The organism is Acidovorax sp. SUPP3434 (assembly GCF_030159015.1).
GTDB lineage: Bacteria > Pseudomonadota > Gammaproteobacteria > Burkholderiales > Burkholderiaceae_C > Paracidovorax.
This window is the reverse complement of sequence record NZ_BQXL01000001.1, coordinates 233,111-255,425: the sequence shown is the minus strand read 5'-3', so window position 1 is coordinate 255,425 and position 22,315 is coordinate 233,111. Positions and strand designations below refer to the sequence as shown.

The 22,315-nt window shown below is 67.0% G+C and carries 22 protein-coding genes; 7 read left to right on the top strand and 15 right to left on the bottom strand.

The annotated features are described in order from the left end of the window. Positions 1–26 precede the first annotated feature (26 nt). The 10 genes from AVKW3434_RS01175 to AVKW3434_RS01130 all read right to left on the bottom strand — a co-directional run bounded on the left by AVKW3434_RS01175 (position 27) and on the right by AVKW3434_RS01130 (position 10,696). Positions 27–929: an SDR family oxidoreductase gene (locus tag AVKW3434_RS01175; protein WP_284403701.1), complete on the bottom strand. Its 903-nt coding sequence runs from the start codon at positions 927–929 to the stop codon at positions 27–29. Next, positions 926–1,867 (bottom strand): glutathione S-transferase family protein, encoded by a 942-nt coding sequence (locus AVKW3434_RS01170; RefSeq protein WP_284403699.1) that lies wholly within the window; start codon positions 1,865–1,867, stop codon positions 926–928. Before AVKW3434_RS01170 ends, AVKW3434_RS01175 begins: the two co-directional genes overlap by 4 nt. Positions 1,868–1,919: 52 nt before the next feature. Beyond that, positions 1,920–2,372, bottom strand: coding sequence for a GNAT family N-acetyltransferase (locus AVKW3434_RS01165; protein WP_272568830.1), 453 nt, complete (start codon positions 2,370–2,372; stop codon positions 1,920–1,922). Between the two features lie 2 nt (positions 2,373–2,374). Then, positions 2,375–3,391 (bottom strand): NADP-dependent oxidoreductase, encoded by a 1,017-nt coding sequence (locus AVKW3434_RS01160; RefSeq protein ID WP_284403698.1) that lies wholly within the window; start codon positions 3,389–3,391, stop codon positions 2,375–2,377. Between the two features lie 106 nt (positions 3,392–3,497). Beyond that, positions 3,498–3,941 (bottom strand): PaaI family thioesterase, encoded by a 444-nt coding sequence (locus AVKW3434_RS01155; protein WP_284403696.1) that lies wholly within the window; start codon positions 3,939–3,941, stop codon positions 3,498–3,500. Between the two features lie 82 nt (positions 3,942–4,023). Continuing rightward, a complete protein-coding gene (locus tag AVKW3434_RS01150) occupies positions 4,024–4,815 on the bottom strand; it encodes an SDR family oxidoreductase (protein WP_284403694.1) in 792 nt (263 codons plus the stop codon). 133 nt (positions 4,816–4,948) lie between these two features. Further along, positions 4,949–6,799 (bottom strand): acyl-CoA dehydrogenase, encoded by a 1,851-nt coding sequence (locus AVKW3434_RS01145; protein ID WP_284403692.1) that lies wholly within the window; start codon positions 6,797–6,799, stop codon positions 4,949–4,951. 84 nt (positions 6,800–6,883) lie between these two features. After that, positions 6,884–7,354 carry a PaaI family thioesterase gene (locus AVKW3434_RS01140; RefSeq protein WP_284403690.1) on the bottom strand — a complete coding sequence of 157 codons (471 nt, stop codon included), beginning with the start codon at positions 7,352–7,354 and terminating at the stop codon, positions 6,884–6,886. 17 nt (positions 7,355–7,371) lie between these two features. Next, positions 7,372–8,547, bottom strand: coding sequence for an acetyl-CoA C-acyltransferase (locus AVKW3434_RS01135; protein WP_284403688.1), 1,176 nt, complete (start codon positions 8,545–8,547; stop codon positions 7,372–7,374). Positions 8,548–8,596: 49 nt separating this feature from the next. After that, complete coding sequence (locus AVKW3434_RS01130; protein WP_284403686.1) at positions 8,597–10,696, bottom strand: 3-hydroxyacyl-CoA dehydrogenase NAD-binding domain-containing protein; 2,100 nt, start codon at positions 10,694–10,696, stop codon at positions 8,597–8,599. 243 nt (positions 10,697–10,939) lie between these two features. Between AVKW3434_RS01130 and AVKW3434_RS01125 the strand changes: the two genes are divergently transcribed. The 7 genes from AVKW3434_RS01125 to AVKW3434_RS01095 all read left to right on the top strand — a co-directional run bounded on the left by AVKW3434_RS01125 (position 10,940) and on the right by AVKW3434_RS01095 (position 18,603). After that, positions 10,940–11,857, top strand: a complete 918-nt coding sequence (locus AVKW3434_RS01125; RefSeq protein WP_284403684.1) for an ABC transporter permease subunit — start codon at positions 10,940–10,942, stop codon at positions 11,855–11,857. Next, positions 11,854–12,573: an ABC transporter ATP-binding protein gene (locus AVKW3434_RS01120; RefSeq protein ID WP_284403682.1), complete on the top strand. Its 720-nt coding sequence runs from the start codon at positions 11,854–11,856 to the stop codon at positions 12,571–12,573. Before AVKW3434_RS01125 ends, AVKW3434_RS01120 begins: the two co-directional genes overlap by 4 nt. A 64-nt stretch (positions 12,574–12,637) precedes the next feature. Next, positions 12,638–13,666, top strand: a complete 1,029-nt coding sequence (locus AVKW3434_RS01115; RefSeq protein WP_284403680.1) for an NrtA/SsuA/CpmA family ABC transporter substrate-binding protein — start codon at positions 12,638–12,640, stop codon at positions 13,664–13,666. Further along, positions 13,663–16,074, top strand: coding sequence for a molybdopterin-dependent oxidoreductase (locus AVKW3434_RS01110; RefSeq protein ID WP_284403678.1), 2,412 nt, complete (start codon positions 13,663–13,665; stop codon positions 16,072–16,074). The genes AVKW3434_RS01115 and AVKW3434_RS01110 overlap by 4 nt, the downstream gene beginning before the upstream one ends. A gap of 160 nt (positions 16,075–16,234) precedes the next feature. After that, a complete protein-coding gene (locus AVKW3434_RS01105) occupies positions 16,235–17,137 on the top strand; it encodes a glutamate ABC transporter substrate-binding protein (RefSeq protein ID WP_284401109.1) in 903 nt (300 codons plus the stop codon). 6 nt (positions 17,138–17,143) lie between these two features. Continuing rightward, on the top strand, positions 17,144–17,806 hold the full coding sequence (locus AVKW3434_RS01100; RefSeq protein WP_284403676.1) for an ABC transporter permease subunit: 663 nt from the start codon (positions 17,144–17,146) through the stop codon (positions 17,804–17,806). Beyond that, entirely contained in the window at positions 17,803–18,603 is an 801-nt protein-coding gene (locus AVKW3434_RS01095; protein WP_284403675.1) for an amino acid ABC transporter permease, read from the top strand. The genes AVKW3434_RS01100 and AVKW3434_RS01095 overlap by 4 nt, the downstream gene beginning before the upstream one ends. A 100-nt stretch (positions 18,604–18,703) precedes the next feature. Here AVKW3434_RS01095 and AVKW3434_RS01090 read toward each other — a convergent pair whose 3' ends face one another. The 5 genes from AVKW3434_RS01090 to AVKW3434_RS01070 form a co-directional block, all read right to left on the bottom strand. Continuing rightward, positions 18,704–19,030, bottom strand: coding sequence for a hypothetical protein (locus AVKW3434_RS01090; RefSeq protein ID WP_284403673.1), 327 nt, complete (start codon positions 19,028–19,030; stop codon positions 18,704–18,706). A 55-nt stretch (positions 19,031–19,085) separates the two neighbouring features. Further along, positions 19,086–19,574 carry a hypothetical protein gene (locus AVKW3434_RS01085; RefSeq protein ID WP_284403671.1) on the bottom strand — a complete coding sequence of 163 codons (489 nt, stop codon included), beginning with the start codon at positions 19,572–19,574 and terminating at the stop codon, positions 19,086–19,088. A gap of 2 nt (positions 19,575–19,576) precedes the next feature. Then, the gene (locus tag AVKW3434_RS01080) at positions 19,577–20,128 is read right to left on the bottom strand and encodes an RHS repeat-associated core domain-containing protein (RefSeq protein ID WP_284403669.1); all 552 of its coding nucleotides are present in this window, start codon (positions 20,126–20,128) and stop codon (positions 19,577–19,579) included. A gap of 16 nt (positions 20,129–20,144) precedes the next feature. After that, positions 20,145–21,380 carry a transglutaminase family protein gene (locus tag AVKW3434_RS01075; protein ID WP_284403666.1) on the bottom strand — a complete coding sequence of 412 codons (1,236 nt, stop codon included), beginning with the start codon at positions 21,378–21,380 and terminating at the stop codon, positions 20,145–20,147. Positions 21,381–21,617: 237 nt separating this feature from the next. Next, entirely contained in the window at positions 21,618–22,313 is a 696-nt protein-coding gene (locus AVKW3434_RS01070) for an ABC transporter ATP-binding protein (protein ID WP_272563916.1), read from the bottom strand. Positions 22,314–22,315 lie beyond the last annotated feature (2 nt).

The window sequence follows — 22,315 nt, the reverse complement described above, 5'->3', positions numbered from 1 at the left end:
GCACGTGCCGGCAGGCCCGCGGCGGCTCATCCCCGCAGCTGTTCGCGCAGCCGCTGGCCGATGTCCGGCCGGGCCAGGAACGGATCGGGCGGGTTCTCCATCCGCACGATGTTCTCCATGCGGCTTTGCACGTTGCCCAGCGCCTGCGGGTGGCTGAAGATGTAGAACTGCCCGGCACCCACCGCGTCGAACACGCGCTGGGCCACCTCGGCCGCCGTCACCTTGCCGCTGCTGACAGCCTTGTCGGTCATGGCCTGGCCGATCAGCTGGCTCTTGGTGGGCTGCGCCGCGGTCGCCACATCCGGGCGGTTGCGTTCGCTGCGGGTGATGCCCGTGGGCACGAAGTAAGGGCACAGCACGCTGGCGCCGATCTGGTCGGTGACGAGGGCCAGGTCCTGGTACAGCGTTTCGGACAGGCTCACCACCGCGTGCTTGCTCACGTTGTAGATGCCCATGTTGGGCGCGTTGAGCAGGCCGGCCATGCTGGCCGTGTTGACGATGTGGCCGCGCCACTGCGGGTCCTGCGCCGCGGCGGCCAGCATCATGGGCGTGAACAGGCGCACGCCGTGCACCACGCCCATCAGGTTCACGCCCATCACCCAGTCCCAGTCCTGAACGCTGCTTTCCCAGATCAGTCCGCCCGCACCCACGCCTGCGTTGTTGAACACGAGGTGCGGCGCGCCGAAGCGCTGCTGCACGTCGGCGGCCAACTGCGCCATCTGCGCGGCGTCGGCCACGTCCACGCGCCGGGCCAGCACGGCGGCGCCTGCGGCCTGCAGCTCGGCCGCGGCGGCATCGAGCGCGTCCTGCTGCACGTCCACCAGCACGAGGTTCATGCCCCGCTGTGCGCCGATGCGCGCGCATTCGAGGCCGAAGCCCGATCCCGCGCCGGTCAGTACCGCCGTCTTGCCCTGGAACGATTCGATCATGCCGATGTCTCCGTTTTCTTGAGTACGTAGCCGATGCGTGGGAAATGCACGTGCAGCGCCCCCGCCCGCGCGTCGGTGCGGGCCAGCGTGTAGCGCGTGCGCGTGGCCGCCACGAGCGTGCCCTCGGTCGGCTCGGTGCCGAAGGTCTCGGCGGCGATGGTGACGGCGCTGCCCAGGGGAATGCCGTGCTCGTCCTGGAACGGCTCGGCCGGCAGCGGCAGGGGCTCGGCCGCCGCGGCCACGGCGATCGCGTCCTGCGCGTTGAATTTCTCCATGCGGCCGTGGCCCAGGGCGGCGATGCGGTCCATCCACTCGGTGACCGCCGGCGTGGCGGCAAAAATCTCGGCCATCACCGGCACGCAGGTGCGCGTGAACCACAGCGGGTGGTAGGCGGCGAAGTCGGCCACGCACGGCTCGGCGCCGAACAGGAACTCATGCTCCTCGGCCATGTGTGCGATGCGGCGCAGGTAGGAGCGGTAGGCCGCCGTGGCATCGTGCGGGCGCAGGCGGTTCATGCCGGCGCTCATGGCTTTGCGGTCCTCGCCGAAGGCCTGGGCGGCCGCGGGCGGCAGGTTGGCGAACAGCACGGCCGCGCCGCGCGGCTGCAGGTTGTAGGCCATGGCGGCCCAGAACAGCGTGGTGTCGGCCCACTGCGCGAACACCCGCGAGACGCCCTTGAGGTGCGGCGGGTACAGCACCGGCTCGGGCTGGGCGTGCTCCAGCACGTCGCAGATCAGCGCGGTGTCGCAGTAGATGTCGGCCCCCACCTGCAGGAAGGGCGTGCGGCGGTAGCCGCCCGTGAGCGCCAGCACGTCGGGCTTGGGCGCGACGCTGGGCACGATGACCGACTTCCAGGCCAGTTGCTTGAAGCCCAGCACCGCGCGGATCTTTTCGGAGAACGGCGACGAGGGGTAGTGGTGAAGGATCAGCGCGGACATGAACGATCTCCTGGCCAGTGGCTGCTGCTGCTGCGTGCGGGCCGCCGGGCCCTCAGGCGGGGCTCCACAGCATTTCGATGTGGGGGATGTTGTCTTCGAGGTACTCCGCCGAGACGGCCACGAAGCCCATCTCGCCGTAGAAGCGCTGCAGATGCGCCTGCGCGCTGATGCGCACCGCACGGTCCGGCCAGGTGGCCTGCGCGCGCGCCAGGCCCTCGCGCACCAGGGCCCAGCCCATGCCGGTGCCCCGTGCCTCGGGCGCGACCACCACGCGGCCGATGGAGGGCTCCACGTAGTTCACGCCCGGATCGGTCAGCCGCAGGTAGGCCTGCAGGTCGCCCGCGCCGCCGCGGCCCAGCAGGTGCCAGGCGGTCTTGTCGGCTTCGTCGGGGTCTTGGTAGGGGCCCTGCTCCAGGATGAACACGCGGCAGCGCAGCGCCAGCGCATCGTGCAGCGCGTGCACGCCCATGTCGTCGAAGCGGGCCCAGGTCCAGTGCAGCGCCATCGTCAGACGAGCTTGACGAGCTGCTTGCCGAAGTTCTTGCCCTTGAGCAGGCCCAGGAAGGCCTCGGGCGCCGCGGCCAGGCCCTCGGCGATGGTCTCGCGCGGGCGCAGTTTGCCGGAGCCGACCAGCGTGCCCAGTTCCTTGAGCGCCTCGGGCCAGATTTCCATGTGCTCGCTCACGATGAAGCCTTCGATCTTCATGCGGTTCACCAGGATCAGCGCGGGGTTCTGCAGCGGCAGCGGCTGGCCGTCGTAGCCGGCAATCATGCCGCACACGGCCACGCGGGCGAAGGCGTTGGCGCGCAGCAGCACGGCGTCGAGGATGTAGCCGCCCACGTTCTCGAAGTGGCCGTCGATGCCGTCCGGGCAGGCTTCCTTCAAGGCCTTGGACATGGCCTTGAGGTCGCCGTGCTCGCGGTGGTCGATGCAGGCGTCGAAGCCCAGTTCCTCGGTCGCGTACTTGCACTTTTCGGGGCCGCCGGCAATGCCGACCACGCGGCAGCCGCGGGCCTTGGCCAGCGCGGCGAAGGCACTGCCCACCGCGCCGGTGGCCGCGCTCACCACCACCGTTTCACCGGCCTTGGGCGCGATGATCTTCACCAGGCCGTACCAGGCGGTCACGCCCGGCATGCCCACGGCACCCAGGTAGTGCGACAGCGGCACGTGGGTGGTATCGACCTTGCGCAGCATGCCAGGGGCGTTGCCGTCGACCACGCTGTACTGCTGCCAGCCGCCCATGCCGACGACCTTGTCGCCCACGGCGAACTTCGGGTGGCGGCTTTCCGCCACCTCGCCCACCGTGCCGCCGATCATCACCTCGCCCAGCGGCTGGCTGGCCGCGTAGCTCTTGCTGTCGTTCATGCGGCCGCGCATGTACGGGTCCAGGCTGAGGTAGTGGTGGCGCACCAGCACCTCGCCGTCCTTCAGGGCCGGCGTGTCGGTGGTCACCCGCTTGAAGTTGCTGGTGGCGGCTTCGCCCTGGGGGCGGTTGTCGAGCAGGATCTGTTCGTTGCTGGGCATGTTGGACTCCTTAGGTTGACTATTTTTTTGATAGCAGCATGCCGGCGTTTTCATTGCGCTGGCAGGCGATAGGGCTCGGAACCCTGGCGGGCTGGCGGCGGGTGGGTCAATCGGTGGGCAGTGCGCCCTCCGTGGCGCCCGCGCCTTCGGGCGCGCCGGGCGTAGCGGGCTTGCGCCGCACGTACTTGAAGGTGCCGGTGGCATGGCAGCACACGCGGCCTTCCGCATCGGTGACCGTGCCTTCGGTGAAGGCCATGGACACGGTGCGGTGGATGAGCCGCCCCCGCGCCACCAGCGGGCCGCGCGCGGGCTGCATGAAGCTGGTCTTCATCTCGATGGTGACGACCCCGAAGTCGGGCGTATCGCTGCGTGCCGCCGTGGCCATGGCCACGTCCAGCAGCGTCATGGAGGCGCCGCCGTGCGTGACGTCGAACGAGTTCATGTGCTCCGGCCGCGCTTCATAGTGCAGCTCGGACGCGCCGCCCTTCATGTGGTGCAGCGTGAAGCCCAGCTCATCGACAAAAGGAATTTCGACACCAAAACTCAGCACAGGGCACTCCAGGAATTGAGGGAAGCGACGAGCATAGCCACCGCGTGGCCCGCCGCAGGCAAAGTCATCCAGACGCGGAAGCTCAGCCTCCGGTGACGATGCTTACGCCGCCGTCCACGGCCAGCCACTGGCCGGTGATGTGCTTGCCGGCATCGCTGGCATACAGCACGCACAGGCCCTTCAGGTCTTCGTCGTCGCCCAGCCGTCCGAGCGGCGCATGGTTGGCGAGCTTTTCCTCGCCCATGGCCTTCAGGGTGCCCACCGTCATCCGGCTCGGGAAGAAGCCGGGGCAGATGGCGTTCACGCGAAGGTTGTACTTGCCCCACTCGGCGGCCAGCGCACGGGTGAAGTTGATCACGGCGCCCTTGGAGGTGTTGTAAGCGATGGTGTTCATGCCGCTGGGGTTGCCGCCCAGGCCGGCGATGGAGGCCACATTGATGATGCTGCCGCTGCGTCGCCCGATCATGCTGCGCTTGGCGATCTGCTGGCTCAGGATGAAGTAGCCGCGCACGTTCAGGTTCATCACCTTGTCCCAGGCCTCCACCGGGTGGTCCTCGGCCGGGGCGCCCCAGGCGGCGCCGGCGTTGTTGACGAGGATGTCCACATCGCCCACGCGCTGCAGCGTCTCGTCGGCCAGGCGGCGGATGTCGGTCTCCTGCGCGCAGTCGGCGGCAATCCAGCGCGTGTCGACGCCGGCCTGCTGCAAGGTGGCCGTGGCCTCCTCCAGGTCGGACGCCTTGCGCGAGCTGAGCACGATGCGCGCGCCGGCCTCGCCCAGCGCCTGCGCCAGCTGCAGCCCCAGCCCGCGCGAGCCGCCGGTGACCAGCGCGGTCTTGCCGGAGAGGTCGAACAGTTGTTGGATGGTGCGGGTCATGTCGGGGTCTCCTCGTTGGTGGTGATGGGGGGTCGGCGCGGCCTGCCTGAACGTTGCCCGATCCGCGCGGCGCCGGTGCATTGTGCTGCGGACCGGGCCCCGGCGGTGTCCCGGGAGCGATGGCCGGGCACGGTCAGAACGCGTCTTCCGGCAGGCTGGCGCAGGTGCCGTCGCGCGTGCGCACCACGTTCAGCCAGGCGCCGATCTTGGGCAGCTCGTAATGAAAGAAGTAGCGCGCCGCGCCCAGGCGGCCCACGCTCGCTGGCGCGGCCTGCGCGGCATCGGCGCGCAGCGTGGCCAGGGCCACGTCCAGCCACACCCAGGCCAGCACCGTGTGGCCGAAGGCCTGCATGTAGGGCACGGCGTTGGCGAGCGCCTCGGTGGGCTCGCCCGTCGCCCAGGCGGCCTTGGTGGCCGCGCCCACCTGCTGCAGCGCCTGGGCCAGCGCGTTGGCGTGCGCCGCCAGCGCGGGCTGCTGGATGGCCTGCTCCACGGTGGCGTTGATGCGCGCGGCCAGCAGCTGCAGGCCCCGGCCGTTTTCCATCAGCACCTTGCGGCCCAGCAGGTCCAGCGCCTGGATGCCGTGCGTGCCCTCGTGGATCATGTTCAGCCGGTTGTCGCGCCAGTACTGCTCCACGGGAAAGTCGCGCGTGTAGCCGTAGCCGCCGTGGATCTGGATGGCGAGCGAATTGGCCTCCAGGCACCACTCGCTGGGCCAGCTCTTGGCAATCGGCGTCAGCACCTCCAGCAGCAGCCGCGCCTCGTCGGCGTCGGGCGAGGTGCCGGTGTGCTGCTCGTCCACCAGGCGCGCGCAATACAGGTTGAGCGCCAGCGCGCCCTCGCCGTAGCTCTTTTGCGCCAGCAGCATGCGCTTGATGTCGGCATGCTCGATCAGGCGCACCTGGGGGGCGCTCGCGTCCTTGCCGGCCTTGCCCAGCAGACGTCCCTGCGGCCGGTTCTTCGCATAGTCCAGGCTGGCGTGGTAGCCGGCCAGGCCCAGCATGGTCGCGGCCATGCCGATGGCGATGCGCGCCTCGTTCATCATGTGGAACATGCACTTCAGGCCTTCGCCCGGCTGCCCCACCAAGTAGCCGATGGCGCCCGCGCGCCCCTCGACGGGGTAGCGCCCCTCGCCGAAGTTGAGCAGCGTGTTCGTCGTGCCGCGCCAGCCCAGCTTGTGGTTGAGCCCCGCCAGCGCCACATCGTTGCGCACGCCCGTGAGCTGTCCCTGTGCATCGACGAGCCGCTTGGGCACGATGAACAGCGAGATGCCCCGCGTACCCGGCACCAGCTTGCCGTCCGGCCCGGGGATCTTGGCCAGCACCAGGTGCACGATGTTCTCGGTCAGCTCGTGGTCGCCGGAGGAGATCCACATCTTGTTGCCGGTGAGGCGGTAGCGCGGGCCCAGCGCGTCCTGCTGCCAGGCATCGCCGCCACCATCGCCGTCCGCGTCCGGCACGGCGCGCGTGGCCACGTCCGAGAGGGACGAGCCCGCCTGCGGCTCCGACAGGCACATGGTGCCGGCCCAGCGGCCGTTGAATTCGTTGTGCGCGAACACCTGCTGCTGCGCCGGCGTGCCGTGCGCCATCAGCAGGTTGGCGTTGCCCGAGGTGAGCAGGTTGGAGCCGATGCTGACCGACGCCGCGGCGAAGAAGCTGTTGGCCGCCGCCTCCACCGTGTAGGGCAGCTGCATGCCGCCCAGCTCGTAGTCCTGCGCGGCGCCCAGCAGGCCCGATTCGGCATAGGCGCGGCGCGCCTCGTGAGTGGCCTGCGGCAGGATCACCTTCTCGCCGTCGAAGCGCGGCTCCTCGGTGTCCACCAGGCGGTTGAACGGCGCGTATTTTTCGCGGGCGATGCGCTCGCAGGTGTCCAGCACCGCATCGAAGGTTTCGCGCGAATGGTCGGCAAAGCGCTCGCGCGCCTGCAGCGCGGGAGCGTCCAGCCAGTCGTAGAGCAAGAAATCAACCGTGGTGCGCAGGCTCATGATGGGGCATCGAATAAGGCTTCACCGCAATGAATGCGGCGGCATACAGCTACAAAAACAATAGCAAACAACCACCACCGGCGTTCAGCCGGCCGGGGCCGGCGGCGAAGGCGCGGCATGCGTCGGCAGGGCCACGATGGTGCCCTGGGCGATGGCGCAGAGCTTTTCCACCCCGCCCTGCACCGCGAACACGTCGCAGCGGCAGACCGCCTGCGACGTCCCGGCATGCACGGCCTGGGCGCGCGCCACCAGGCGCTCGCCCACGGCGGGCCGCACGTAGTTGATCTTGAACTCCGAGGTGACCACCGGCACCCGCAGCGCCGAGCCACCCGCGTAGGTGAGCGCGTTGTCGGCCAGGTAGCTCACCGCCCCGCCGTGCACGAAGCCGTGCTGCTGGCGGATCTGCTCGGTGATGGGCAGGTGCAGCTCGCACCCGCCCGGGGCGAACGCATGCAGTTCGGCACCCAGCAGCACGCTGAAGGGCTGCGCCGCCAGCACCTCGCGGCCCATGGCCAGGAAGGCCTCGGGCGGCATGGTGACGGGTGGCGCGGCCATGGGCGTACCCCTTGCGGTTACAGCACTTCGAAGATGCCGGCCGCGCCCATGCCGCCGCCGATGCACATGGTCACCGCCACGCGCTTGGCGCCGCGGCGCTTGCCTTCGATGAGCGCATGGCCCGTGAGGCGCTGGCCGCTCACGCCGTAGGGGTGGCCCAGGGCGATGGCGCCGCCGTTCACGTTCAGGCGGTCGGCGGGAATGCCCAGCTTGTCGCGGCAGTACAGCACCTGCACGGCGAAGGCCTCGTTCAGCTCCCACAGGTCGATGTCGTTCACCGTGAGGCCCAGCTTCTTGAGCACCTTGGGCACGGCGAACACGGGGCCGATACCCATCTCGTCGGGCTCGCAGCCCGCCACCGCGAAGCCCAGGAAGCGGCCCAGGGGCTTCAGGCCCTCGCGGCTGGCGTAGTCCTCGCTCACCAGCACGCAGGCGCCGGCACCGTCGGAGAACTGGCTGGCATTGCCGGCCGAGATCACGCCGCCGGGCATGGCCGGGCGGATGCCGCTGATGCCTTCCTTGGTGGTGCCTTCGCGCGTGCCTTCGTCCTTGCTGACTGTGACTTGCTGGGTGATGAGGCCGCGCACCTTGTCGGCCACGCCGGCCGTCACGGTGATGGGGGCGATCTCGTCGTCGAACAAGCCCGCGGCCTGCGCGGCGCAGGCCTTTTGCTGGCTGGCGGCGCCGTATTCGTCCATGGCGTCGCGGCCGATGCCATAGCGCTTGGCGACCTGCTCGGCGGTCTCCAGCATGCTCCAGTAGATCTCGGGCTTGGCCTTGGCCAGTGCCAGGTCGCGCAGCATGTGCAGGTTCATCTCCTGCTGCACGCAGGAGATGCTCTCCACGCCGCCGGCCACATACACGTCGGCCTCGCCGGCGATGATGCGCTGCGCCGCCAGGGCGATGGTCTGCAGGCCCGACGAGCAAAAGCGGTTCACCGTCACGCCCGACACGCTGACCGGCAGGCCGGCGCGCAGCGCGATCTGGCGCGCGATGTTGGCGCCGGTGGCGCCCTCGGGGTTGGCGCAACCCATGATGACGTCTTCCACTTGCGCGCCGTCGATGCCGGCGCGCGCGATGGCGTGCTGCACGGCATGGCCGCCCAGCGTGGCGCCGTGGGTCATGTTGAACGAGCCCTTCCAGCTCTTGGCGAGCGGCGTGCGGGCGGTGGAAACGATCACTGCGGAGGTCATGTGCAATTCCTTGGGATTCGGGGGGACACGTGCGGTGCGGTCGGTCGGGTCAGGAGAAGGCCTTGCCTTCCGCGGCGAGCCGGGCCAGCAGCGGCGCGGGCTCCCAGAACTTCGCGTCGTCCAGCGGGTTCTGCGCGAAGCGCTTCATGGCCTGCACCACGTTGAACAGGCCCACCTCGTTGGCGTAGTGCATGGGGCCGCCGCGGTGGATCGGAAAGCCGTAGCCGGTGAGGTACACCATGTCGATGTCGCCCGACTTGCCGGCGATGCCGTCCTCCAGGATGTGCGCGCCTTCGTTCACCAGCGAGAACACCAGGCGCTGCACGATCTCTTCGTCCGAGATCTTGCGCGGCGTGATGCCCAGGCTCTTGCGGTGGTCCTCGATCATGCGGTTGACCACCTCGCTCGGGATCGCATCGCGCTTGCCGGCCTGGTAGTCGTACCAACCCGCGCCGGTCTTCTGGCCGTAGCGGCCCATCTCGCACAGCAGGTCAGCGGTCTTGCTGTACTTCATGTCCGGCTTTTCCTGGTAGCGGCGCTTGCGGATCGCCCAGCCGATGTCGTTGCCGGCCAGGTCGCCCATGCGGAACGGGCCCATGGCGAAGCCGAACTTCTCCACCGCCTTGTCCACCTGCTGCGGCGTGGCGCCCTCCTCGATCAGGAAGCCCGCCTGGCGGCTGTACTGCTCGATCATGCGGTTGCCGATGAAGCCGTCGCACACGCCCGAGACCACGGCGGTCTTCTTGATCTTCTTGGCCAGGGCCATCACCGTGGCCAGCACGTCCTTGGCCGTGGCCTGGCCGCGCACCACTTCCAGCAGCTTCATCACGTTGGCAGGGCTGAAGAAGTGCATGCCCACCACGTCCTGCGGGCGCTTCGTGAAGCCGGCGATCTTGTCCACGTCCAGCGTGGAGGTGTTGGACGCCAGGATCGCACCGGGCTTGGCCACGGCATCGAGCTGCTTGAACACGGTCTCCTTCACGCCCAGCTCTTCGAACACCGCTTCGATGATGAGGTCGGCGTCCTTGAGGTCGGCGTAGTCCAGCGTGGTGGCGAGCAGCCCCATGCGCTGCTGGTACTTGTCTTCCTTGAGCTTGCCCTTCTTGACCTGCGACTCGTAGTTCTTCTTGATCGTGGCGATGCCGCGGTCCAGCGCCTCCTGCTTGGTCTCCAGAATCGTCACGGGAATGCCGGCGTTCAGGAAGTTCATGGCGATGCCGCCGCCCATGGTGCCGGCGCCGATCACACCGACCTTCTGGATGTCGCGCTTCGGGGTGCTGGAGGGCACGTCGGAGATCTTGCTTGCGGCACGCTCGGCCATGAACAGGTGGCGCAGCGCGCGGGACTCGGGCGTCCACATCAGGTTGATGAACAGCTCGCGCTCGTAGGCGATGCCATCGGCGAACTTGCGCTTGGTGGCGGCCTCGACGGCGTCCACGCATTTTTCAGGCGCCGGGAAGTTCTTGGCCATGCCCTTGACCATGTTGCGCGCGAACTGGAAGTACGCATCGCCCTCGGGGTGCTTGCACGGCAGGTTGCGCACCAGCGGCAGGGGGCGCACGTCGGCCACGCTCTTAGCAAAGGCCAGGGCCTCGGCAGCCAGCGCTTCGGGCGAGGCCACCAGCTTGTCGAACAGCTTCTGGCCGGGGATGGAGCCGATCAGCTCGCTCTTGACCGTCTCGCCGCTCACGATCATGTTGAGCGCGGCCTCCACGCCCAGCACGCGCGGCAGGCGCTGCGTGCCGCCGGCGCCGGGCAGCAGGCCCAGCTTGACCTCGGGCAGAGCCACGCTGCAGCCCGGCGCGGCGATGCGGTAGTGGCACCCCAGCGCCAGCTCCAGCCCGCCGCCCATGCACACCGAATGGATGGCCGCCACCACGGGCTTGGCCGAGTTCTCCACCGCCAGGATCACCGATTGCAGGTTGGGCTCCTGCAGCGCCTTGTCGGTGCCGAACTCCTTGATGTCGGCCCCGCCGGAGAACGCCCCACCGGCGCCCGTGATGACGATGGCGCGGACGGCCGCGTCGGCGTTGGCACGCGCCAGCCCGTCGGCCACGCCCTGGCGGGTGGCATGGCCCAGGCCATTGACGGGGGGGTTGTCGAGCGTGATCACGGCCACATCGCCGTGGACTTGGTACTCAGCGGTCATGCGCTTGTTCCTCGGGTTTGAAAAGACAACGCTGCGGGCCTTGGCGGCTCTTTAGCGAACGATCGTGCTTTTCCATTCTAGGGGCCTTGCACGGCGGCCTGGTATCCACCGGTGTCCGCTCTGGGACACCCGCCGGCGCGGGGCTCGCACGCAAACGTCATATGCACGTCGGTTTTCCTTCGTTTCACCGTGCGGGGCGCGCCGGTAGCCTCGGCCGTTTTCCCGCACGCAGAGGATCCTCCCATGAGCGAATGGACACAGCACCTTCCCACCGCGGCGCGCGTCGCCACGCAGCACACGGCGCCGGCCGCCCCGGCCGCGCGCGGCGCAGCGGCCTCCAAGGCCCTGCCCGTGCAAGCCGCCGCGCGCCGGGCACCACGCCCCTGGAGCCCGCGCAGCCTGGCCCTGATTTCATGGCTGGCGCCGCTCGCCCTGGTGCTGGTGTGGGAGCTGTTCGCCCGCGCCGGCGCCCTGTCTCCCCAGGTGCTGCCCGCGCCCAGCCGCGTGGCGCAGACCGCGTGGCAGCTGGTGCTGCAGGGCCAGCTCATCAGCGACCTGGGCGTGAGCCTGCTGCGCGCGGCCACGGGCTTCGCCATCGGCGGCACCATCGGCTTCACGGTGGGCACGCTGGTGGGGTTCTCGCGGCTGGCCGAGGCCCTGCTGGACCGCAGCGTGCAGATGGTGCGCGCGGTGCCGTTCCTGGCCATGCTGCCGCTGGTCATCGTGTGGTTCGGCGTGGACGAGGCGGGCAAGATCTTTTTGGTGTCGCTGGGCGTGATGTTCCCCATCTACATCAACACCGTGCTGGGCATCCGGCAGGTGGACCCCAAGCTGGTGGAGGTGGGCCGGGTCAACGGCCTGTCCACCGCCGCGCTGATCCGCCGCATCGTGCTGCCGGGCGCCCTGCCCTCCATCCTGACGGGCGTGCGCTACGCGCTGGCCGTCGCCTGGCTGGCGCTGGTGATCGCCGAGACCATCGCGACCGAGGCCGGCATCGGCTTTCTGGCCATGGACGCGCGCGAGTTTTTGCGCACCGACGTGATCGTGCTCACCATCGTGGTCTATGCCGCCATCGGCGTGGCGTCGGACGCGGTGGCACGGGCGCTGGAGCGGCGGCTGCTGTCGTGGCACCCCAACTACGCCGCGCGGGGTGGCCGATGAGCGCGCCGCACGCCCCCACCACCGCCGTCGCCGTGCACGGCCTGCGCCGCCGCTACGGCGAGCGCACGGTGATCGACGGGCTCGATCTGGCCATCGCACGCGGCGAGTTCGTCGCCCTCCTGGGCGAGAGCGGCTGCGGCAAGACCACGCTGCTGCGCGCCTTGGCCGGCCTGGACACCATCGACGGCGGCCGCATCGACGGCCCGCCGCAACCGGCCGTGGTGTTCCAGGAACACCGCCTGCTGCCCTGGGAGCCGCTGTGGCGCAACGTGGCGCTGGGCCTGGAGGGCGACACCGCGCAAGCCCTGGCCCAGCAGGCCCTGGCCGAAGTGGGCCTGGGCGACCGGCTGCACGACTGGCCGCGCAACCTCTCGGGCGGACAGGCCCAGCGCGTGGCCCTGGCCCGCGCCCTGGTGCGCGAGCCGCGCCTGCTGCTGCTGGACGAACCATTCGCCGCGCTCGATGCCCTCACCCGCATCCGCATGCACGCCCTCGTCAAGGCCCTGGTGCGCCGCCACCAGCCCGGCGTGCTGCTCGTGACGCACGACGTGGACGAGGCCATCGCCCTGGCCGACCGCGTGCTGGTAATGCGCGAAGGCGCCATCGCCGGCGAACACGCCGTGCCGCCCGAGGCGCAGACCCTGCGCACCCACCCCGACGCCGTGGCGCTGCGCGAGGCCCTGCTGGCCGAGCTGGGCGTGGCCGCCGAGGCCTGAGGCCCCCGCACCGATTCCCGCCTTCCGAATGGCTTCCCGAATGACTTCTTCTTTCTCCCGCACCATGACCTCCGCCGTTTCGACCGACGCTTTCGACGCCCCCCACGCCCCATCGTCCTCCCGCCGCAGCTTCCTGCAGGCCGGCCTGCTGGCCGGCGGCCTGGCCGCGCTGCAGGCACCGGCCTTCGCCGCCAACCCGGCCGCGCGCAACACCGACACCGTGCGCCTGGCCTGGGGCCGCGGCGGCCTGCCCGGCCTGGCCAAGACGCGGGGCGCGTTCGAAAAGCGCCTGGCCCAGGACGCCATCAAGGTGCAATGGGTGGGCCCGTTTCCCAACCACGCACCGTCGCTGCAGGCGGTGACGGGCGGCAGCAGCGACTTCGGTTTCGGCGGCAGCACCACGCCCGCGCTGGCGGCCATGATCGCGGGCTCGCCGCTGGTGTTCACGCAGTTCGCCATCGTGGAGCCGCGCAGCACGGCCATCATCGCCAAGGACGGCTCGGGCATCGACAAGGTGCAGGACCTGGTGGGCAAGTCGGTGGCGGTCAACCGCTCGGGCCTGGGCGAATTCCTGCTCGTGGCCGCCCTGGAAAAGCACGGCATCGACCGCAGCAAGGTCAAGTTCGTGTACCTGAACCCGCCCGACGCCGGCCCCGCCTTCGCGCAGGGCAAGATCGACGCCTGGTCGATGTGGAGCCCGGGCGTGGACATCGCCCGCACCGAGTACAAGGCGCACGACGTGTTCTTCGAGGGGCGCGACCTCGACTTCCTGATCGACTTCAACTCCTACGTCACCCACCGGAAATTCGCCGAAGAGAACACCGCCATCGTGCACGCCGTCAACGCGGCCTACGCCGCCGAAGCCCAATGGGCCACGCAGAACGCGGCCGAGGCCGAGGCGCTCTACCAGCAGGACGCCAACTACAGCGACGCCGTGCGCGCCTCGCTGCTGCAGCTCAAGCGCCGCTGGGAGGTGCACGGCGTGAACGACGCGGCCTTCATCCAGAAATTCCAGAACGCCGCCGACTGGCTGTCGCAGCGCAAGATCCTGCCGCAGAAGGTGCAGGTCAAGGACTATCTGGCTCGGCTGTGACCGCTGCCGCACCCGCTCCCCTGGCCCACGCCGCCCCCGGCACGGCCTTCACCGCCACGCACTGGGGCGTGTACCGGCCCATCGTCGAAGGCGGCCGGCTCACCGGCATGGCGCCTGCGCCATGGGACGCCGCGCCCTCGCCCATCGGCCAGTCCCTGCCCGGCGCCATCGACTCGCCCACCCGCGTGCGCCGGCCCGCCGTGCGCCGCAGCTTTTTGGACCCCGCCACGCGCCACGCGAGCGGCCACCTGCGCGGGCGCGAGCCCTTCGTCGAGCTGCCCTGGGACGAGGCGCTGGACCTGGTGGCCGGCGAACTGCGCCGTGTGCGCGCGGCCCACGGCAACGAGGCCCTCTTCGGCGGCAGCTACGGCTGGTCGAGCGCGGGGCGCTTTCACCACGCGCAGAGCCAGCTGCACCGTTTTCTGAACGGCTTCGGCGGCTACATCGCCAGCAAGGACAGCTACAGCCTGGGCGCCGGCCGCGTGCTGCTGCCGCACATCGTCGATGGCATGGACGCGCTGCTGCAGCACCACACCGCGTGGGACGTGCTGGCGCAGCACTGCGAGCTGTTCGTGGCCTTCGGCGGCCTGCCCGTGCGCAACACGCAGGTGAGCCCCGGCGGCGCGAGCGACCACGGCGCGGCGCCGGCCCTGGCCCGCATGGCCGCGGGCGGGCGCACGGCCTTCGTCAACATCAGCCCGGCGCGCGACGACCTGGCGGCCGTGCCCGGGGCCGAGTGGCTGCCGATCCGCCCCGGCACCGATACCGCGCTGATGATGGGCCTGGCCCACGTGCTGGTCACCGAAGGCCTGCACGACGGCGCCTTCTGCGCGCGCTACACCGTGGGCTTCGACCGCGTGCGCGACGCCCTGCTGGGCCACGGTGCCGACGGCACCGCCAAGACACCCGAGTGGGCCGCCGCGCACACCGGCATTCCCGCCGAGCGCATCGTGGCGCTGGCGCGGCGCATGGCCCGCCAGCGCACCCTCGTCAACTGCACCTACTCGCTGCAGCGCGCGCGGCACGGCGAGCAACCGTTCTGGATGGCCGTCACCCTGGCCGCGCTGCTGGGCCAGATCGGGCTGCCCGGCGGCGGCTTCGGCCTGGGGTACGGCTGCATGAACTACATCGGCAGCGGGCACGGCAGCTTCTCGGGCGCGCGCCTGCCGCAGGGGCACAACCCCGTGGGCGCCTTCATCCCCGTGGCGCGCATCGCCGACATGCTGCTGCAGCCCGGCGAGCCCTTCGATTACAACGGCGAACGCCGCCGCTACCCCCATGCCCGCCTGCTGTACTGGGCCGGCGGCAACGTGTTCCACCACCACCAGGACCTGAACCGCACCATCGAGGCCTGGCAACGGCCCGAGACCATCGTGACGCACGAACAGGTTTGGACGGCGCAGGCCAAATACTCCGACATCGTGCTACCCGCCACCACCTCGCTGGAGCGCGACGACATCGGCAGCGCCGGCAGCGAGCCACGCATGATCGCCATGCGCGCGGCCATCGCGCCCGTGGGCGAGGCCCAGGACGACTACGCCATCTTCCGCGCGCTGGCCGCGCGGCTGGGCTTCGAGGCCGCCTACACCGAAGGGCGCGACACCGCGCAATGGCTGCGCCACCTGTATGAAGCCGCCCGCCCGCGCGCCGAAACGGCTGGCATCGCACTGCCCCCGTTCGACGCGTTCTGGAGCGCCGGCCACCTCGAACTGCCCCGGCCCGCCGCACCCGTGGTGCTGCTGGAACGCTTTCGACAAGACCCGGCCGCGCACCCGCTGCCCACGCCCTCGGGGCGCATCGAGCTGTTCTCGCAGACCATCGACCGCTTCGGCTACGGCGATTGCCCGGGCCAGGCCACGTGGTTCGCGCCCGAGGCATCCGCCTGGCCCATCCACCTGCTGTCGCACCAGCCAGCGGCGAGGCTGCACAGCCAGTACGACCACGGCCGCGTGAGCCGCGCCACCAAGGTGCAGGGCCGCGAGCCGATCACGTTGAACCGTGCCGACGCGCTGCGCCGCGGCATCGCCGGGGGCGACGTGGTGCGCGTGTTCAACGCCCACGGCGCCTTCCTGGCCGGGGCAGTGCTGAGCGACGGCCTGCGTCCCGGCGTGGCGCAGATCGCCACGGGCGCCTGGTACGACCCGCTGGATCCGCAGGTGGCCGGCAGCCTGGACAAGCATGGCAACCCCAACCTGGTCACGCCCGATGTCGGCAGTTCCCGCCTGTCGCAGGGCTGCGCGGCGCAGAGCGCCCGGGTGGAGGTGGCGCTGTGGCGGGGGCCGTTGCCGCAGGTGACGGCGTTCGAGCCGCCGCAGCGGTTGGAAGTGGACGCGGTGCTCGCCCATTCGGCTGCAAGCCAATTCCAGCCCCACCGGGACTTGCACCCAAATTGGCCTCCAGCACAATAGTTACTAGGGCATATCGCTATCAATTAAATAGCATACATGCTGGCGGAGCGTGTCGAGGGCGAGTCGGGCTATGCTCGCCGCTGGCACGCGCCCGTGGCGCCGCAGTCCGGCGACTGGTGCTATACACGGATTCACGCAACACACCATTCAAGAGGAACGCATGTCGATCAAAACCCTTCTGAAATCCACCGTGGCGGCCCTGGCGATCGCCACCGGCGGGTCGCTTTTCGCACAGGGCACGCCCATCAACACCGCGGCGTTCGACGCGCTGGTCGCGCAGGGCCCCGTCGCTGACGCGGCCACCATCGCATCCAGCACCTGGGCCAGCAAGATCAAGCAGGCCGGCACCCTGCGCCTGGGCGGCACGCAAACCTCGAACCTGTTCTCGCTGCTCAACGAGAAGGACGGCAAGATGCGCGGCTTCGACGCCGGCCTGGCCCAGCTCATCACGCGCTACATCCTGGGCGATGGGGCCAAGGTCCAGTTCACGCAGGTGACCTCGGCCACGCGCGAGCAGGTGCTCATCAACGGTCAGGTGGACATGGTGTTCGCCACCTATTCCATCACGCCCGCCCGCGCCGAGAAGATCTCGTTCGCCGGGCCCTACTACACCTCGCAGGCCGGCGTGCTGGTCAAGGCGAACAACAAGACCATCCAGTCGCACGACGACCTGGCCGGCAAGAAGGTCGCCACGCAGGCGGGCTCCACGGGCCCCGCGATCCTGGCGCAGTACGCGCCCAAGGCGGCCGTGCAAGAGTTTCAGACCCACCAGGAAGCCCTGGACGCCCTGCGCCAGGGACGCGTGGATGCCTACGTGACCGACCACACGCTGCTGCTCAACGCCCTGAGCCTGGGAACCGGCGACGCCAAACTGGCCGGCGCCCCCTTCGGTGCGCAAGATCCCTACGGCATCGGACTGCCCAAGGGCTCGGACGGTGTGGCCTTCGTCAATGCCTTCCTCAAGAAAATCGAAGCCGACGGCACCTGGGCCAAGCTCTGGACCATTTCCATCGGACAGCGCACCGGCAGCACCGCCGTGCCGACGCCCCCTGCCCTGCCCTGACCCCCGATGGGCGAGGTTTCCCGGCTCCTGGCCGACCACGGGCCTGCCTTCGGGCAGGCCCTTTTGCTGACGTGGAAGCTCACGGTCCTGTCGTTCGTGCCGGGCTTCCTGCTGGGCACGGCCGTGACCGTGCTTCGCCTTTTGCCGCTGCCGCCGCTGCGCTCCGTCCTGACCGTGTACGTCGAGATCTTTCGCAACATTCCCAGCGTCGCTCTGCTGATCTTCATCGTGTTCGCGCTGCCCGACCTGAACGTGCTGTTCGACTATGAGCCCGCCGTCATCCTGACGTTGACACTGGTCTGCTCCGCGTTCACCGCGGACTACCTGCGCTCGGGCATCAACACCGTCGCCGGCGGCCAGGTCGAGGCCGCCCTCAGCCTGGGCATGCGGCCGATGCGCGTCATCTCCGCGATCGTGCTGCCGCAGGCGCTGCGCGCGGTGGTGCAACCGATGACCTCGCTGCTCATCGCCCTGATGCTGTCCACCTCGCTGGCCTCGCAGGTGCCGTTCCCGGGCCGGGAACTCACCACGCTCGTGTCCAAGATCGCCAACGACTCCGCGGCCGGCATGGCCGCGTTCGCGGTGGCCGCCGCCATGTACGTGGCGACCGGGCTGCTGATCGCCTGGGCCGGCGCCGCCCTGGAAAAGAAAGTGCGGATCCTGCGATGAGCCGCCCTCTGGAAGACATTCTTTTCGGCGCGCCGAGCCCCCGGGCCCGCACCCTCGCCCGGGTGGCGAGCGGCGCCGCCGCGGCCCTGCTGCTCCTGCTGGCGGCGGCGGTCGTCTACCGGTTTCACGCCACCGGGCAGCTCGACGCGCGATATTGGAAATTCTTCGCGTGGCCCACCACCTGGGCCTTCCTGGCCAAAGGCCTGCTCGGCACGCTGGCCTCGGCGGCGATGGCCGCCCTCATTGCGCTGACCCTCGGCCTCGTGCTGATGGTGGGCCGCCGGGCGCGGTCGCGGCTCGTGCGCTGGCCGAGCATCGCAGCCATCGAGTTCCTGCGTGGCACGCCGACGCTGCTGCTCATCTACGTGTGCTTTCTGGTGCTGCCGTCGGCGGGGATCAAGCTCAGCACCTACTGGATGCTGACCTTGCCCGTGGGCCTGAGCACCGCCGCCGTCGTGGCCGAGGTGTACCGCGCGGGCGTGCTCGCCGTTCCCCGCGGCCAGACCGATGCCGCGCGAAGCCTGGGGCTGACCGAGGTCCAGGTCTTTTCCGTCGTCGTCTTTCCCCAGGCGCTGCGCTACATCGTCCCGGCCCTGGTCGCGCAACTGGTCATCGTGGTCAAGGACACCACCTTCGGCTACGTCGTCACCTATGGCGAACTCATGCAGAACGCCAAGGTGCTCATCGCCAACTACCACTCGCTGGTGCCGGTGTACCTGGTGGTCGCGGCGCTGTACTGCCTGGTGAATTACGCGATCTCCAGGGCGAGCCAATGGCTGGGGCGGCCGGTGCATTGACGGTCGTCAGCAGCCCGGTGACGGGACGCTCTGCGGGGAAAAGGACAGCGGTCTTATGGGATTTTCACTCTGACCGCGGCAACCGATGGAACGCTCTCCATCATTGAGTCGACGACCGGTTCATATTCCTTCCGTGCCGACGATCCATCTCCTGAATGGCGAACATCAACTCGCCGATCAACTCTGCACAAACAATTTCATTTTTCGATTGATAGGCCAGCCCAAACTCTTCCTCATCAGGATCAAAAAACAAAATACAACCATCGCTTCTGGCAATTTTGTAGGCCAGTTTATTCGACTGATCAAATATTTTGAAAATCGATACACCAGTACGGCAGCTTTGGAAATATTGAACCAATGTCAAATGCGCGTTGGATTCACAGAAAGCATGTAGGAAATTTTCCAATTCGCCTTCTAAAATCTTCATTTAATTATCTGTAATTTTATGCAGCCAGCGAAAAAAATGAAGGGCGAGCATGCAGTTACAGTATAGACGAGAAATCAATGGCACTCCAATTAGCCCCCTTGACGTCCAACCCAAATTTCAATCCATCACTATACTCGTTGATCTCCAACAACAAGTAGTCTTTCATGTCTTCCGACAAAAGGCCCATTATTTCCCAATCCGTAGAACCCAATAAATACTCCACATTGACATCCGCCAATGAATCTATTTTCAAGAGGCCACAGTCAATGGAATTTTCCACCCACAAATACACACTTGAAATATTGACCGCACGCAAATAACTAAATATATTTTTAATCCTATCGGCTTCATGTATTGAAAAATTCAATTCAATTTTTTGCGAATACATCCCTTCGAATACTTGACTGTGGGCGCGGATCCTCTTCGCATCGGCGATGCTTCCTATATCTTTCTCAAAAACGGGCTTTCCCACAATTTTTGAAAGCATTTCAAGATATTTTGAAATGAATATTTTTTTTCTTATTTTTTCAGAATTTGATAACATGATTAATAATCCACTTTGAATTTACTATTCGTCAATGCGGGGCAACCATAGTTGTTATAGCGGACCTGTCCAGTAGATGAATCGATCTTTACTTGACCACCTTCCCAGTGATGCTGGTTGATATGGCTTCTATCAAGAGTTTGTTGCTGTACAGACATTCTTCGAGTTCCGCCACCCGGTGACGGCACATCATAGGAATATTCTCTGCCTGAAGAATTTCTAGACTGTGAAACAGGTTGTTGACTAGTGGGTATGCCAGCTCGGGTCATAACCTCTCTACGCGCTGCGTTAGAGGTGAGGCCACCGCTCATTCCGCCGCTACCACCCACACCTCCCCCATTACCTTCTAGCGGCATCAGATCGAGTGGATCGCGAAATCTTCTAACGAGCCCATCAGGATCGAAATCGGACAATGGGTCGGCATCCACATACACAAAACGATTCCACCCACCATCCAGCCCGATCGGATCGGCCTGTATATACCGTGCTAGTGCAGGCCCTTGTGCCACCAAGCTCAAAAAACTAACAAGCAATATATATTTGAACCATTTCATCACGATTCTCCCTCTCCTAATTTTGAAATTTTGCATTTGCGCCGTATCCATTTTTGGCAGAAATTTCCAACGGCCGCCAACCCAGCCCATAAGCCCGATCGTAAATTGACTTGAGTTGATCATCCAGCATCAGGAGCCGTGGGCGCTCACTCATCGGTATATCACTGGGACCAGGATATTTTCTAATAAACTCTCGCTTTCGGATTTCCTGCTTCGCAGCGAACAGATTCAAAAGCGCGCAAATGTCATTGGGACTGTATTTCAACAAAAATTGAGCCATCGCGGCATGCCGATAAGGCTGATCCTGCTTTTCATAAAACGCCATGAGCGTTTCTGCCATGGCGACAATGGCCTCTTTTTTGGGCATGGGCCGCAGGTAAATCTCTGATTTCAGAGCAATGTCGGTCATGGGCGACTGCTGGCGCAGCCAAGCCTCGCGCGTGAAACCGGCGCCGCTGGTCGTTTCCAGGTTGTACAACTTGCCGTCGCTGTCTCGCCATTGCACGAACAGATGGTTGGGGGCGGCCGCTAGGCTGACGTCCAGCCCCAGCCGGTGGCCTAAGAAGATGAAAAGCAACGGCATCGAGACGCAGTTGCCCTTTCTGCTTCTCAGGTAGTTGGACAGCAGTTTGTTTTTGATAGCGCGGCCCAGGGGATCTTCCAGGTCGTATTGAAATGGCCGCCGCTCGTTCCACTCATTGGGCTGATAGATGTGAAAACGCAAGGCATCCAAGATCAAGCGTTTGGACGCCCCTGTGGGCAGCGTCTTTCGAATCCCCCGCGCCATCTCATCCAATCGTTCCAATGTCGCATCGACATCGACACTGGGGTCCATCATTCGGTCGATGACCAATTTGGCTCTGGACAGGTCGATGTCGGCCTCTGGGGCTTCCAACATCTTCTGGATGATTTGTCGGTTTTCATCCGACGGTTGGCTCAGCCGCTGGGCATGGGCCATCGAAACCAATGCCAGGAAGAAGATGGCAGATGCCCATCGCGTCAAACGCATCGCCAAGGCTAGCCATTGGGGCGTGGGAGAGGGGCTCGATGCATGTTCCGCCTCGCCCCGTACCCGCCTCGGTCGGGGGCGCGTTGCAGGATTTCGCGGGCCCTGTAATGCACTGCTGCGTTGGGTCTTGCGGCCATGGTTGGTGTGCATCCCTGGGCACGCCCTGCTGAACTTGTCCATGGCCAAGGCCAAGACCTGTGCATCGCTGACGTGCACGCACGTGGCCGCGCCTTCTGCGCTCATTGAAACCTCCCCGTTTCATCTTTTTTGTTGGGGCGGATGTTAAAGGCAGAGCGGCCGGCGCGGGCCAAAAATGCATGCCAAATATTAACTATTTGTTAACCACCGATCCGCGTGTTGCCCATGATGGTTTTGAGTGGCTTTTGTCGCGCGAATGCCCGCGGGTATCCTCCATCGGCCGGAGGAGCCCTCAGCGGAACAGGGTGTCAGGTTACGTCAAAAGCAACCCCGGCCCGCCCCTCACACCTCCAGCCACTCCTTGCGCACGTAGCTGTTCTCTCGGAGGCCCTGGGGCGTGCCCTCGAAAACGATGCTGCCGTGGCCCATGACCAGCGCGCGGTCGGAGATGGTCATGGCAATAGTGAGCTTTTGCTCGATGAGCAGCACCGAGATGCCGCGCGCCTTGATCGCCATGAGGTACTGCCCCACCAGCTCCACGATCTTGGGCGCGAGGCCTTCGGTGGGCTCGTCGATGATGATAAGGTCGGGGTCGCCCATGAGCGTGCGGCACAGGGTGAGCATCTGCTGCTCGCCGCCCGACATCACGCCGGCTTCGGTGTGCTGGCGTTCCTTCAGGCGCGGGAACATGCCGTACATGTCGTCGAAGCTCCAGCGGCTGCCTTTGCCCTTGCCCTTCTGGCCGAGCAGCAGGTTCTGGTGCACGGTCAGGTTGGGAAAGATGTCGCGGCTTTCGGGCACGTAGCCCAGGCCGAGGTGCGCGATCTCGTAGGCCTTCTTGCCATCCAGGCGCTGGCCCTTCCATTCGAGCGTGCCCTCCCAGTCCACCAGGCCCATGATGGCCTTGGCGGTGGTGGAGCGGCCCGAGCCGTTGCGCCCCAGCAGCGCGACGATCTCGCCCGGCTGCACGCCGAACGAGACGCCATGCAGCACGTGGCTCTTGCCGTAGTAGGCGTGCAGGTTGTCGACCTTGAGCATGG

What these genes read in the sequence shown, in the direction of transcription:
- AVKW3434_RS01175 (WP_284403701.1), bottom strand. Translation starts at nt 929, where the DNA reads ATGATCGAATCGTTCCAGGGCAAGACGGCGGTACTGACCGGCGCGGGA.
- AVKW3434_RS01170 (WP_284403699.1), bottom strand. Translation starts at nt 1,867, where the DNA reads ATGTCCGCGCTGATCCTTCACCACTACCCCTCGTCGCCGTTCTCCGAA.
- AVKW3434_RS01165 (WP_272568830.1), bottom strand. Translation starts at nt 2,372, where the DNA reads ATGGCGCTGCACTGGACCTGGGCCCGCTTCGACGACATGGGCGTGCAC.
- AVKW3434_RS01160 (WP_284403698.1), bottom strand. Translation starts at nt 3,391, where the DNA reads ATGCCCAGCAACGAACAGATCCTGCTCGACAACCGCCCCCAGGGCGAA.
- AVKW3434_RS01150 (WP_284403694.1), bottom strand. Translation starts at nt 4,815, where the DNA reads ATGACCCGCACCATCCAACAACTGTTCGACCTCTCCGGCAAGACCGCG.
- AVKW3434_RS01145 (WP_284403692.1), bottom strand. Translation starts at nt 6,799, where the DNA reads ATGAGCCTGCGCACCACGGTTGATTTCTTGCTCTACGACTGGCTGGAC.
- AVKW3434_RS01140 (WP_284403690.1), bottom strand. Translation starts at nt 7,354, where the DNA reads ATGGCCGCGCCACCCGTCACCATGCCGCCCGAGGCCTTCCTGGCCATG.
- AVKW3434_RS01135 (WP_284403688.1), bottom strand. Translation starts at nt 8,547, where the DNA reads ATGACCTCCGCAGTGATCGTTTCCACCGCCCGCACGCCGCTCGCCAAG.
- AVKW3434_RS01130 (WP_284403686.1), bottom strand. Translation starts at nt 10,696, where the DNA reads ATGACCGCTGAGTACCAAGTCCACGGCGATGTGGCCGTGATCACGCTC.
- AVKW3434_RS01125 (WP_284403684.1), top strand. Translation starts at nt 10,940, where the DNA reads ATGAGCGAATGGACACAGCACCTTCCCACCGCGGCGCGCGTCGCCACG.
- AVKW3434_RS01120 (WP_284403682.1), top strand. Translation starts at nt 11,854, where the DNA reads ATGAGCGCGCCGCACGCCCCCACCACCGCCGTCGCCGTGCACGGCCTG.
- AVKW3434_RS01115 (WP_284403680.1), top strand. Translation starts at nt 12,638, where the DNA reads ATGACCTCCGCCGTTTCGACCGACGCTTTCGACGCCCCCCACGCCCCA.
- AVKW3434_RS01105 (WP_284401109.1), top strand. Translation starts at nt 16,235, where the DNA reads ATGTCGATCAAAACCCTTCTGAAATCCACCGTGGCGGCCCTGGCGATC.
- AVKW3434_RS01100 (WP_284403676.1), top strand. Translation starts at nt 17,144, where the DNA reads ATGGGCGAGGTTTCCCGGCTCCTGGCCGACCACGGGCCTGCCTTCGGG.
- AVKW3434_RS01095 (WP_284403675.1), top strand. Translation starts at nt 17,803, where the DNA reads ATGAGCCGCCCTCTGGAAGACATTCTTTTCGGCGCGCCGAGCCCCCGG.
- AVKW3434_RS01090 (WP_284403673.1), bottom strand. Translation starts at nt 19,030, where the DNA reads ATGAAGATTTTAGAAGGCGAATTGGAAAATTTCCTACATGCTTTCTGT.
- AVKW3434_RS01085 (WP_284403671.1), bottom strand. Translation starts at nt 19,574, where the DNA reads ATGTTATCAAATTCTGAAAAAATAAGAAAAAAAATATTCATTTCAAAA.
- AVKW3434_RS01080 (WP_284403669.1), bottom strand. Translation starts at nt 20,128, where the DNA reads ATGAAATGGTTCAAATATATATTGCTTGTTAGTTTTTTGAGCTTGGTG.
- AVKW3434_RS01075 (WP_284403666.1), bottom strand. Translation starts at nt 21,380, where the DNA reads ATGAGCGCAGAAGGCGCGGCCACGTGCGTGCACGTCAGCGATGCACAG.
- AVKW3434_RS01070 (WP_272563916.1), bottom strand. Translation starts at nt 22,313, where the DNA reads ATGCTCAAGGTCGACAACCTGCACGCCTACTACGGCAAGAGCCACGTG.